13 protein-coding genes are annotated in these 11,484 nt (G+C 69.9%); 12 read left to right on the forward strand and 1 reads right to left on the reverse strand.

Features of this window, described 5'->3' with window-relative positions:
- From VFW66_07450 to VFW66_07465, 4 genes are all read left to right on the forward strand, one after another.
- The coding region (locus tag VFW66_07450) for a hypothetical protein (protein HEX5386513.1) at window positions 1-1,578 on the forward strand (1,578 nt) is incomplete at its 5' end.
- 83 nt (window positions 1,579-1,661) lie between these two features.
- The gene (locus VFW66_07455) at window positions 1,662-1,904 is read left to right on the forward strand and encodes a hypothetical protein (protein HEX5386514.1); all 243 of its coding nucleotides are present in this window, start codon (window positions 1,662-1,664) and stop codon (window positions 1,902-1,904) included.
- Window positions 1,891-2,148 (forward strand): type II toxin-antitoxin system RelE/ParE family toxin, encoded by a 258-nt coding sequence (locus tag VFW66_07460; GenBank protein ID HEX5386515.1) that lies wholly within the window; start codon window positions 1,891-1,893, stop codon window positions 2,146-2,148. Before VFW66_07455 ends, VFW66_07460 begins: the two co-directional genes overlap by 14 nt.
- 210 nt (window positions 2,149-2,358) lie before the next feature.
- Window positions 2,359-3,237 (forward strand): protein phosphatase 2C domain-containing protein, encoded by an 879-nt coding sequence (locus tag VFW66_07465; GenBank protein HEX5386516.1) that lies wholly within the window; start codon window positions 2,359-2,361, stop codon window positions 3,235-3,237.
- On the opposite strand, the gene VFW66_07470 is transcribed toward VFW66_07465, so the two are convergent.
- Window positions 3,234-4,481 (reverse strand): aspartyl protease family protein, encoded by a 1,248-nt coding sequence (locus VFW66_07470; protein HEX5386517.1) that lies wholly within the window; start codon window positions 4,479-4,481, stop codon window positions 3,234-3,236. The two genes, VFW66_07465 and VFW66_07470, sit on opposite strands and share 4 nt — an antisense overlap.
- 178 nt (window positions 4,482-4,659) lie before the next feature.
- On the opposite strand from VFW66_07470, the gene VFW66_07475 reads away from it, so the two are divergent.
- The 8 genes from VFW66_07475 to VFW66_07510 all read left to right on the forward strand — a co-directional run bounded on the left by VFW66_07475 (window position 4,660) and on the right by VFW66_07510 (window position 11,152).
- Complete coding sequence (locus VFW66_07475) at window positions 4,660-5,223, forward strand: sigma-70 family RNA polymerase sigma factor (GenBank protein ID HEX5386518.1); 564 nt, start codon at window positions 4,660-4,662, stop codon at window positions 5,221-5,223.
- Window positions 5,220-5,906, forward strand: a complete 687-nt coding sequence (locus tag VFW66_07480) for a hypothetical protein (protein HEX5386519.1) — start codon at window positions 5,220-5,222, stop codon at window positions 5,904-5,906. Before VFW66_07475 ends, VFW66_07480 begins: the two co-directional genes overlap by 4 nt.
- Window positions 5,907-6,008: 102 nt before the next feature.
- Window positions 6,009-6,563: a sigma-70 family RNA polymerase sigma factor gene (locus tag VFW66_07485; GenBank protein ID HEX5386520.1), complete on the forward strand. Its 555-nt coding sequence runs from the start codon at window positions 6,009-6,011 to the stop codon at window positions 6,561-6,563.
- Window position 6,564: 1 nt separating this feature from the next.
- Window positions 6,565-7,251, forward strand: a complete 687-nt coding sequence (locus VFW66_07490; GenBank protein HEX5386521.1) for a hypothetical protein — start codon at window positions 6,565-6,567, stop codon at window positions 7,249-7,251.
- Window positions 7,248-9,572 (forward strand): TonB-dependent receptor, encoded by a 2,325-nt coding sequence (locus VFW66_07495; protein HEX5386522.1) that lies wholly within the window; start codon window positions 7,248-7,250, stop codon window positions 9,570-9,572. Before VFW66_07490 ends, VFW66_07495 begins: the two co-directional genes overlap by 4 nt.
- A 227-nt stretch (window positions 9,573-9,799) precedes the next feature.
- The gene (locus tag VFW66_07500) at window positions 9,800-10,147 is read left to right on the forward strand and encodes a Cache 3/Cache 2 fusion domain-containing protein (protein HEX5386523.1); all 348 of its coding nucleotides are present in this window, start codon (window positions 9,800-9,802) and stop codon (window positions 10,145-10,147) included.
- Window positions 10,148-10,296: 149 nt separating this feature from the next.
- Window positions 10,297-10,614: a tyrosine-type recombinase/integrase gene (locus VFW66_07505; GenBank protein HEX5386524.1), complete on the forward strand. Its 318-nt coding sequence runs from the start codon at window positions 10,297-10,299 to the stop codon at window positions 10,612-10,614.
- A gap of 268 nt (window positions 10,615-10,882) precedes the next feature.
- Window positions 10,883-11,152 (forward strand): hypothetical protein, encoded by a 270-nt coding sequence (locus VFW66_07510; GenBank protein ID HEX5386525.1) that lies wholly within the window; start codon window positions 10,883-10,885, stop codon window positions 11,150-11,152.
- The last annotated feature ends 332 nt before the right edge of the window (window positions 11,153-11,484 follow it).

Consider the following 11,484-nt stretch of genomic DNA (forward strand, 5'->3'; position numbering starts at 1 on the left):
CTGCGCGGTAAGCTCTCCCAGCTCGGCAGCGTCGAGGTCATCGCGCGCGGCAGTTCGATGAGCTACCAGCACACGGCGAAGACGCAGCAGCAGATCGCCCGCGAGCTCGGCGCACGGTACCTGCTCACCGCGACGGTCGAATGGCAGCCGGGCGCGGCGGGCGCGAACGGCGTCAACGGCGCGCGCCGGCTGCGGGTGACGCCGGAGCTGGTCGAGGTGTGGAGCGGCCGCGCGCCGACCACTCGCTGGCAGCAGCCGTTCGACGCCACGCTCACCGACGTCTTCCAGGTCCAGGCTGACATCGCGCAGAAGGTGGCGACGGCGTTGGGCGTGGCGTTAGGCGACAGCGCCCGGCGGGCGCTCGCGGCTAAACCCACCGCCAACCTTGCCGCCTACGATGCCTTCCTCAAGGGCGAAGCGCTATTTGACGCAGCCGATCCGCCGACGATCCGCCGCGCGATCGGCTATTACGAGCAGGCGGTCGCCCTCGACTCGGCATTCCTGTCCGCCTGGGCCCGGCTCGCCAAGTCGCGCTCCATGCTGTACGGACTGAGCGCGCCGACGCCCGCTCTGGCCGCGGCCGCGCGCGTCGCGACGGATCGGGCGCGCGCCCTCGGGCCGAGTCGGCCCGAGAGCTATCGCGCGCTGGGTGGGTACGAGAGTTACGTTGTTGGCGACAACGGGCAGGCGTTCGCGGCGTATGATGCGGGACTCCGGCTCGCCCCGCACGATGCCGAGCTCCTGCGGGGTGCGGGCGGGGCCGAAGAGGCACTGGGGCGCTGGGACGCCGCTCTCCAGCACAGCGCCGAGGCGGCGCGGCTCGATCCCCGCTCGGCCGTCGCCGCGCGGAGCTACACCCAAGTGCTGCTCCGCATGCGGCGCTACCCGGAAGCCGAGGCGGCGTTCGCGCGGCTCGTGGCGCTGGCGCCAACCAATCCGATCACGATCATGTACGGCGCGATGCTGGCGCTGGCCCAGGGCGACGTCGGGCGGGCTGAGGCGCGGGTGCGGGCCGGGCTCGCAGCGGGGATCGACTCGACCGCGCTCTTCGCCTTTCTCGCCAACTTCCAGGACCTTTACTGGGTGCTGGACCACGCCCAGCAGCAGCGGACGCTCGCCCTCCCGCCGGCGGCGTTCGACGATGACCGCGCGGTGTGGGCCATCGTGCGGGCCGAGTTGTACCAGATGCAGGGGGATAGCACCCTGATGCGGGCTTGGGCCGATACGGCGCGTGCGGCGCTCATGGGCCAGCTCGCCGCCACGCCGGATGATGGCCAGCGGCGAGCGTTTCTCGGACTCATGCTGGCGTACCTGGGGCAGAAAGCTGAAGCGATAGCGGAAGGGGAGCGCGCCGTGGCGCTCGTGCCGGTGAGCCGGGACGCCGTACTCGGCCCCTACGTCCAGCACCAACTGGTGCGGATCCATCTGGCGCTCGGCGAACCGGAGCCGGCGCTCGATCGGCTCGAGCCGCTGCTCAAGCAGCCGTACTACCTCTCGCCCGGCTGGCTCCGGGTCGATCCGACGTTCGCACCGCTCCGCGGCAATCCGCGCTTCGAACGGCTGGCGGCGGGGAAGTAGCGGCGCGCACGGTGGCAGGGGCGCACCGCCAGCGCCGCACCCGCCGCTTTGACGTCAAAACGTCACAACGCTACGTTGCGACCATGGCTACCCACAAGCGCGCTCCCAAGCGAGCGACCGTCTATTTCGACCCCCGTGTGCACAAAGCGCTCCGGCTCAAGGCCGTCGAGACCGAGCAGTCGCTCTCTGAGCTGGTCAACGCCGCCGTCCGGCGCAGTCTCACCGAAGACGGTGAGGATCTGGCCGCCTTCGAGGCCCGCGCCGCGGAACCCAATCTCTCCTTTGCCGCCGCACTCAAGGACCTGAAGCGGCGTGGCAAGCTATAGCTTGCTGATCAAGCCGTCGGCTCTCAAGGAGCTGGCGGCTCTCCCGTCGAAAGACTGCCGTCGGATCGTGGCTCGCATCGAGGGACTGGCGACCGAGCCGCGGCCGCACGGCTGCGAAAAGCTCTCGGGACTCGATCAGTATCGGCTCCGGCAAGGCGATTATCGGGTGCTTTACAGCGTGGACGACGAGCGCCGCACCGTCGTAGTCGTGAAAATCGGCAACCGGCGCGACGTATACCGGTAGCGCGGGCTGCCCGGCTCGACAGCCCGCGTGCGCCGCGCGATACTTCATCACCCGTTCGCCGCGCCCCTCTCCCACCTCGCTGCCGCCCCGGCCGCCCTGTGGCGCCGGACCGCGAGAGGAACCGCATGAGCGAGCTCATCGATCGGCTCCGCGCCACTCTCGCCGACCGCTGTCGGCGCGAGCGGGGTGCCGGGGAGCGGCGGAGGGCGCATGCCGCCTGAACTCCAGTGGGCCAGGCCGCTCGACGCGGAGCTGGACCTCTTCGGCCTCACGCACATCGGGCGCGTGCGGCGGGAGAACCAGGATCACTTCATGCTCTGCACGGTGCATCCGCAGGTGGTGGTGCACGGCACCAGTTTGCCGAACGCCGATGCGCTCCCGCTCCGGGGCGAGCGCATCGCCACCTACATGCTGGTGGCCGACGGCGTGGGCGGAGGCACCGGCGGCGCCGAGGCGAGCCGGGTGGCGCTCGAGACAATCACGCAGTATGTCGCGTCATCGCTCCGCTCCTACCACGCCGCCGGCGCCGCGTCGGACACCGAGTTCTACCGGGCGCTCACCGGCGCGGCGTTCGAGGCCCATGCGGCGGTGCGCGAGCGGGCGCAGCTCGAGCCCGGGGCGCAGATGGCGACGACCCTCACGCTGGCCGTCGCGGTCTTTCCGTGGATGTACGTGACCCAGGTCGGCGACAGCCGCTGCTACCGGTACTGGGACGGCACGCTGACCCAGATCACCCGCGACCAGACGATCGCACAGGGCTTGGTCGACCAGGGGCTGATGCCGGCCGAGCGGCTCGAGCGGTCACCGTTCGCGCACGTGCTCTCGAGCGCCATTGGCGGAGACTCGGCGGCGCCGGTGGTGAGCCGCATCGAGATACCGCGTGGCTGCGTCGTCCTGCTTGCCACCGATGGGCTCACCAAGCACGTGAGCGGCGTCGAGATCGGCGGCCAGATCGAGGCGATGAGCTCATCCGAGCAGCTCTGCCGCGCGCTCCTCGACCTGGCACTCGAGCGCGGCGGCAGCGATAACATCAGCTTGATCGCGGCGCGGGCGCCGCTGCGCGGAGCGCCGTCAGACGCGGCCCGTTAGAGCATTGACCGCAAGTGCAGGGTCATGACGGACCGCTGGCGTCCGCGCCGCACGGTCACGCGATATGTCCGTCCCGTATCCTTCAGCACATCCTGGAGCTGCCAAAGCGCGTAGTGCGAAACATCCCGTCCGTCGATGCCGGCCACCACGTCACGCTCGCGGAACCCGGCCTTGGAGGCCGGCGAGCCGGGCACCACCCCCCGAACCACGAACGTCCGGTAGTCCGTTCCTTCCGCCTCGAGCACGAGGCCGCTCGCGTCCGCGGCGAACGGCTCGCGGAAGCCGGCATTGGGCTCCAGGATGAGCCGTTGGTGTGGATAGTCGATGATCACGGTGAATCGGCGCAAAACGCTGCCGCCGAGGTTCACGCCGAGCGACGCATGCGCGAGTGAGCCGACGGTGTCCTGCGAAAGCGCCAGGAGAGGCCGGTCGAGCCGGTAGGGGCCGATTTCGAACGCGGCGGTTCGCGCGAGGAGGTCCTGGGACACGCCGTTGCCGATTCCGTGGGATGGCGAGGGGAGGACCGGCAGCGACTCACGCAGGTGCTCTGACCGCACGAGCGGTGAGGTGGCGAGGACGCCGCCGGCACCGGTGTCGAGCGTATAGCGCACCGGAATCGGCGGCCGGCCGGCGACCACGAGCGCGCCGGCGATCTGTGGGTCGTAGTCGCCCCAGAGGGTGAACGGGCGGCTGGTGCCGCGACCGTCGTATCGCCACGTCGCCGGGTCGTAGAGCGCGACGACCCGGTGCTCATAGTCGATGGCCACGACGTAGTGCTTGAGCACGTCGTAGCCGAGGTCGCCGTCGATGCGCCGCGCGATGAGCGGCCAGAGGCCCGCCATCGATGCTGTCCCGGCTTCGGTGGTGGACATCACTGGCCCGCCCGGGAGCGACAACTCGAGTCGGGGGATCATGGCCATCCGGACGCTGCCTGAGCCGGCGCCCATTCCCCGCATCGTGCCTCGCGTGTGGATCCCGATTCGGGGCGCCGTCTCGGACGCGACCATGGACATATCCGAGCCGGTGTCGAGCTCGAAGAGGAACGGCCCCTTGCCGTTCACGTAGACAGGGACGAAGACGCCGTTGGCGAGGAGCTCGAATCGAGCCCGCACGATGGGTCGCGGGCGTGGCGCCGCCGCCGCATCCCCCGTCGGCGGCCGAGGCGGGCGGGCCTGTCCTGCCAAGAGTCCCGGCGCAGGTGGCGCAATCAGAAGTGCCAGTCCGAGCACGATCGTCCTGGTCATCGTCCCTCCCGGTCCTAGAGTCCGTGTGATCTCGACCGGCGGTTTGGACAGATCGCGGGTCGCCAGGGTTGGAACCCGGGCTCGACACGCCGCGCGCGCCGCGCGATACTTGATCCATTCCTGACCCTCCGGGGCCCCGGCGTGTGACGCCGCCGGCGCTCGTGCGTATAACCCCAACGTGATCATCGAGCCTGTGTTGCGCCCACGTCCATCATCGCCGAGTTCGTCGCCCGCCGCGGCCGAGTCCGCGGAGGTCCGGTGCCGGCAGTGGTACGAAACCCACGGCGGCGCGGTGTACAACTACTTCCGCTTCCACGTGCCCTCGCTGGACGCGGCGGAAGACCTCACCGCGGAGACGTTCCTCAAAGTGGTGCGCGCGGCGGACCGGTTCGATCCGGAACGGGCCAGCCCGCGCACCTGGATCCTCACGGTCGCGCGGAACGTCCTGGCGGACCATCGGCGCCGGGCCCGGCTCCGGCAGTACGTGCCGCTCACCGGCTTCCGCGATCTCGTGTGCGACACGCCGTCGCCCGAGGAGCGGTTGCTGCGGGAGGAAGAGGTGGCGCGGCTGCTCGACGCGGTGTCCTCGCTGGCCGAGCCGGATCGAGAGGTCATCGGCCTCCGGTACGGCAGCGGGCTCGAGATCAGCGAGATCGCGTCGGTGCTGGGTGTAAGAGAGGGAAACGCGCGCACCCGGCTCTGGCGCGCATTGGGCAGGCTCAGGAAGGTGCTGGACGCATGACGGGTCGTCCGGAGGATTTGCCGCCCGCGGTGCGTGGGGTGGACGAGGCGCTTCACCGGGTTCACTTCGAGCCCCGTGCCTCGCTCGGGCCGGAGGTGCTCGGTCGGTTACGTCGCGGCGAACAGTCGAAGGGTGCTGTTCCGCTTCGGTTTAGCCGGCCGGCCCTCCTGCTCACGGGCGGGTTCGCGGCGCTTGCGGCGGGCGTAGGTGGCGCACTGGCGGTGCATCAGCCGCCCGATCCGCCGATCGCGTTCATGGCCACCGGCGGTGGCAGTTCCACGGCGGCCCGCCCCGTGGAGGCCACGGTCGACCACTGCTGCTTCGACCTCGACGGCGGCGGCCGCGCGGACGACGGCATCGCCATCAAGGTGAATCGCGCCCAGCAGGCCGCCATCCGCGAGATCCAGGTGTACGAAGACCGGGACCACACGCGCACCTTCAGCAAGGCCGACGTCGTGCGCTTCATCCGCGGGCCCCGGCTCATCGTTGACAGCCCGCTCCCGGCGGGCCTTCGCACCCGCCGCTACTGCTGCGCCGACTACGACGGAGAGGGCATGAGCGACGACGGCCTGCTCGTGGTGGCGCGCCCGCCCGACCGGGTGGTGCTCGTGGGCCTCTACTCCTCGCCGGCCGGGGCCGCCGGAACCAAGATTACCGGGCGCGCGGGGCTTCCGCTCCGGTAGCGCCGAACGGTCCCGCATTCCGATGGCCAGGGGCGCCCCGCGCCCCTGGCCTTTTCGTCGGTAACGCCGGGGCCGCTCGGGCGTGATTACCATTGTATGCCCATGGCCACGGATCGATCCCAGCCCCGCCTGCCGCGTGCGCCGGCCGGCGCCGAGGTTGCCCCTGCGGAGCGGTGCCGGGAATGGTACCGCGAGCACGGGGCCGCACTCTACAACTACATCCGGTTCTACGTCGCGTCACCCGAGGTGGCGGAGGATCTCACGGCGGAGACGTTTCTGCGCGCGCTCCGGGCGGCCGACCGGTTCGATCCTGCGGCGGGCGGCGCGCGGCCGTGGCTCGTCACCATCGCGCGAAACCTCATCAGCGATCATCGCCGCCGCGCGCGGATCCGGCAGTACGTTCCGCTGAACGCCCTGCGCGACCTCGAGTGCACGGCGCCTTCGCCCGAGGAGCGGCTGCTCCGCGAGGAGGCCGCGGGCCGCGTGCTCGATGCGGTGGCCTCGCTCGGCGAGCGCGACCGCGAGATTATCGGGCTTCGGTACGGGAGCGGTCTCGACGGCGCCGAGGTCGCACGGCTCCTGGGGATAAGCGCGGAGAGCGCGCGGGTGCGGCTCTGGCGCGCGCTGCGCCGGTTGCGCGACGCGTTGGGGGAGTGACGTGGGCGACGACTTCTGGGGCACGCCGCCCGACGATGCGCGCGAGCTCGACCGGTTGCTTGGGAGCCTCCGGTTCCACGCGCGCGAATCGATCGAGCCCGAGCTGGCGGGGCAGGCGAGTGCGGAGCACGCACCGCCCGCGGACGCGGACCACGCGAGGCACGCGCATGCGAGTCGCGCGACGCGCGCCGGAACGGGTTCAATGCGCCTGCCGCGCCGCGTGGGCGCCGCGCTCGGGCATCCCGGGCGCCGGACAATCGTCTGCGCCGCGGCCGCGTGCGCCGTGGTGGCGGCGGGGTGGATCGGCTGGCGCGCGGCGGTCGCGACCGTCACGGTCGATTGGTGCTGCGGCGATCTCGACGGCGGCGGGAGCGTGGATGACGGCGTCGTGGTCGTCGCCCGCAAGGACGAGAGCATCCGCCGGCTCGCGGTGTACGAAGACCGCGACCGGTCCCACACCTTCTCCAAGCCCGACGTGGTGCGTTTCGAGCGCGGCGCCGCACTCACGGTCGCCCGCGCGCTGCCGAGCCGCTCGGTGACGCTCCGCCACTGCTGCGCGGACTACGACGGCGCGGGGCCGGCGGACGACGGCATAGTGGTGGTCGGCGTGCCGCCGGACCGCGTGCTGCTGGTGGGGCTCTACGATCAGCGCCGCGCCGATCCGCATGGCCGAGTCATGCTGCGATGACGAGTGCGTGGCTGCGTGGCCTCGCGCCGGGCGTGCTGCTCAGCGCGTGGGTGGCGAGCGCGCTGCCGGCACAGCAGCCGGACAGCACGCGGGTCGATAGCACGCGCGCGGACACGATGCGCGTCGACACGGCCACCGTTCGGCCGGACACGACCGCAGGCCGTCAGGACACGACCACCGCCCACCAGGACACGACCACCGCGCCCGCGCCCGTGGCGCCGGTGCGCGAGCTGGCGCCGATCGAGGTGGTGGGCACCATTCGCCCCTCGGCCGGCCCCACGATCGGCTCCGGCGTCCCGGCGCGGGTCACGATCCTTTCGGGCAAGCAGGTCGACGCCTACGAGCCGCGCATTCTGTCCGACGTCCTCCGCCAGCAGGCCGGAATCTCGATCTACGACGACGTGGGCTCGCCCTACAAGCTCAACGTGAGCACGCGCGGCTTCTTCGCGTCGCCGGTGGTGGGGCTGCCGCAGGGGGTGTCGGTCTTTCTCGACGGTGTGAGGCAGAACGAGCCCGACGCGGCGGAGGTCAACTTCGACCTGTTGCCGATGCAGTACGTGAAGCGGATCGAGCTGCTCTCGGGCACCGCGTCGTTGCAGGGGCGCAACTCGCTCGGAGGCGCGATCAATCTCGTCACGGCGCGCGGCAACGGCCCCCTCGGCGGCGAGCTGGAGCTTCAGGGCGGCTCGTTCGGCACGGTGAACGGCAACGGCTCGGTCAGCGGGCTCACGCCGGGCGGCATCGACTACTACGTGGGCGCGGGCTACAACCGCGAGGACGGCTGGCGGCAGGCAACGGGCGCGCACCAGTACAACGGCTTCTTCAACCTGGGCAAGCTCACCGACACCTGGGGCCTGAGCCTGCAGGGGTTCGGCGCCAAGTCGCGGGCGGAGACGGCCGGGTCGCTGCCGGCGAGCCTCTTCGACGTGCGGCCCGATTCCAACTTCACCATCGGCGACTTCGAGAATCTCTCGCTGGTCCAGCTCGCCGCGTCGGGTTATCGGCAGCTCGGCACGGGTCGTGGCTCGTTCCGCGCCTATTTCCGGCGGAGCACCGCCGAGCGGTTCAACGTCAACCAGCCGGACGACCCGGACGCGTTCGGTACCAGCCGCAATCTCACGTTCGGGTGGGGACTCGACTATCGCTGGGCGCACGGGATCGGCAACGCGGTGCTCGGCGTCAGGGTGGGGACGGACGGCAGCGTCAACTCGAGCCGCATCGCGCTCTTTGCCGACTCGAGCAAGTTCGGCGGCGTGCGGGGGCAGACGACGCTGGTGGACAGTCCGCTCTCGGACGGCGCGCTGTTCGTGACGTCGGATCTGACACTCGGCCGGCTCACGTTTTCGGCCGGCGCGCGCGCCGACTACGTGCACATCCCGTTTCACAATCTGCTCGATCCCGGCGCGGACACGACCAGCTCGTACTTCCGGGTGAACCCGAAGGGCGGGGTATCGGTCGACCTGGGCGGCGGCCTCTCGGCCTACGGCTCGGTGGGCCAGAGCTACCGCACACCGGCGCTCATCGAGCTGGCATGCGCCGATCCCGACCGCCCGTGCGTTCTGCCGTTCGCCCTGGGCGACGACCCGCCGATCGAGCCCGTGGTGGCGACGACGTACGAGCTGGGCGGCACGTGGGCGGTGGGACCCAGTGTGTTCACGGCATCGGCGTACCGGTCGGACGTGAAGAACGACATCTATCTCTTCCCCAGCGAGAACGAAGTGAGCGGCTCGACCATCGAGGGCCACTTCGACAACCTGCCGGAGACGCGGCGCGAAGGGGTGGAGCTCGGGGCGACGGTGACGCTGCACCGCGACTACTCGGTGTACGCGAACTACGCGTGGACCCGGGCGACGTTCCGCGCGGCGGCCGACATCTCGAGTCCGCGGGAGGACGCGACGGGCCAGCCCAATCTGGTGCAGCCGGGCGACGAGATCCCGCTGGTGCCCGAGCACCAGGTCAAGTTCGGCGCGAGCGCGCGGCTGCCGGCGGGCATCGACGTGGCGGCGGACGCGCGCTGGATCGGCGACCAGTGGCTCCGCGGTGACGAGGCCAATCTCGACATGCCGCTCGGCAGCTACTTCGTGACGGACGCGCGGGTGACGTGGCAGGTGGGGCCGTGGGAGTTCTCGGGGCTCGTGACCAATCTGTTCAACCGGCACTACGCGAACTTCGGCACGTTCAACGTGAATCAGCTCAATTCCGCGGGGCCGACGTTCGAGCGGTTTCTGACACCGGGCCAGGAGCGTGCGGTGCGGCTCGTGGTGCGGCGGAGTTTCGGCGGGCGGAGCGCGGCTCAAGGCGGGGGGACGGACCTGGACTGATCTGGCCCGGGTAGGCTCGCGGGCGGGTTCGTCGCCCGGCGCCGAGCGGGGGCTTTACGGCATTGGGGACGGGCATAATCGTATGCGCGAGGCGTGCAGTCGCGAACGCGTCCGCCACCGGACCTGCGGATGCAGCCTCTCGCAACCCCATGTACAGCCGTCCGTCCAGAGGGAGGAGGTACCCCATGGGTTCACCTCGCGGAATACCGGCTCGGGTTCGTAGTACGATGCTGTTCGCGTTGCTGCTGGCGTGTTCGAGTGCGTTGGTCGCGTTTGCTCGTGCGGGGACGCGTGCGCGGGCCACCGTGCAGGGAGCGCAACTCGAGGCCAGCATTTTTTCCTTTGATGGCCATGACTTCACCCGCACCAACACGACGCTTATGACGGAAGAGGGCAAGTCCGCCGTCGACACGAAGCTCGACCACAACTCGCCGGCATATAAAGCGCTGATGCGCAAGCGCTCGTACTCCGGCGAGGCGACTGTGTTTGGCCACAAGTACGACGCCAACTATGCGCCGCTCACGGACGGCGGCGGCAAGTTGACCGGCGCGCTGTTTGTGGCGGTGCCGAAGTAGGTCGTCGGCGTCGTGATTGCCTGGAAGCCCCCGCGCGGGGTGGCACGCGCGGGGGCTTGCTGCATTCTGGCCGCACGATTGCGTTTTCGCGACACGGCGTGCGTCGCTCTGGGTACCCGCGGGCGCCTGCTGCGTGGAGCTGGCGGTGGGTGTTTCCGGCCAAGCGCACGTACGTGGACCGCGCAACGGGCGAGCGTCGGCGCCATCATTTGCATCCGTCCGCGGTTCAGCGGGAAATGGCGGCCGCTTTGGCAAGGACGGGGCTCGGAAAGCGGGCGAGCTGCCACACGCTACGCCACTCGTTCGCGACGCACCTGCTCGAGGCGGGTTACGATATCCGGACGGTGCAGGAATTGCTTGGCCGCCGCGACGTCAGCACGACGATGATCTATACCCATGTGCTCAATCGTGGTGGCCTTGGCGTGCGCAGTCCGGCGGACTTACTACGTGGCGGTAGCGGGACGTGAAGGCCTTACGTCTTAGGCTGCGGGCGTTATCGTTTGGGGCGTGGGGTGCAGTCGAATACAAGTTAGGCAGCACGATTCAAGATCACCAGGGGGGCTGAGCCGACTAGGGCGGAGATCATCATCCACGCGCCATGGGGGGCAAGGAGCATCGAACCTTCCAACGCTCCGCACCTCGCCTTGTCCCTCTTTCAACTGGTGCCAACGAACGCCGTCCCACAGTACTGGATGTGCATGCTGTCCCACACAACCCGCTTGAAAGGAATTCGCTATGCCGAGAGTCATCGCTACGCACGGTGTCGGAAACATGGAGACTTGGCTCGCCGGCGGAGCAGAGCGCGCAGAGATCTTCAAGCAATTCTCCAGCGGCTATCGCATTTACCGGCACCCGAAGGACAACAAGGTTGCTATCGTGTGGGAGAACGCTGACCTTCCGAAGCTCGAAGCCGCACTCGCTCACCCAGACACGGAGAAGGCGAAGGCCAAGCACACTGTCCGTGAGCCGATTGATGTGTACGTCGAGGTCGAAGGCGGCCATTAACCCACAGGACGCGGCGGCTACAGCCGTGGCGTAGCGTGGCGTGCTGCCTAACCCGCGCATGCAGCCGACGGGCCGGAGGGGCGCCAGCCTCCGCTCGGCCACAGCGTGCCGCGAGCGCGCTGTGGAATGTAGGATTGTGCGCGGGCCGGCATGGGGGCCCGCAGCTGATGCGCATGTCGTTAGGCCGCAGCCGTACAGATGGCGCTTGCGCCGACACCGGCCGGCAGACACCTTCTATCCATGACCAACCCGCACCTCGATGAGCTGCTACGGCTCCCGCCCGAGGAGCGCCTGGAAGCCATTGGCGAGCTTTGGGATAGTCTGGAGCGTCA

This window comes from Gemmatimonadales bacterium (assembly GCA_036279355.1).
Classification (GTDB): Bacteria; Gemmatimonadota; Gemmatimonadetes; order Gemmatimonadales; family GWC2-71-9; genus DASQPE01.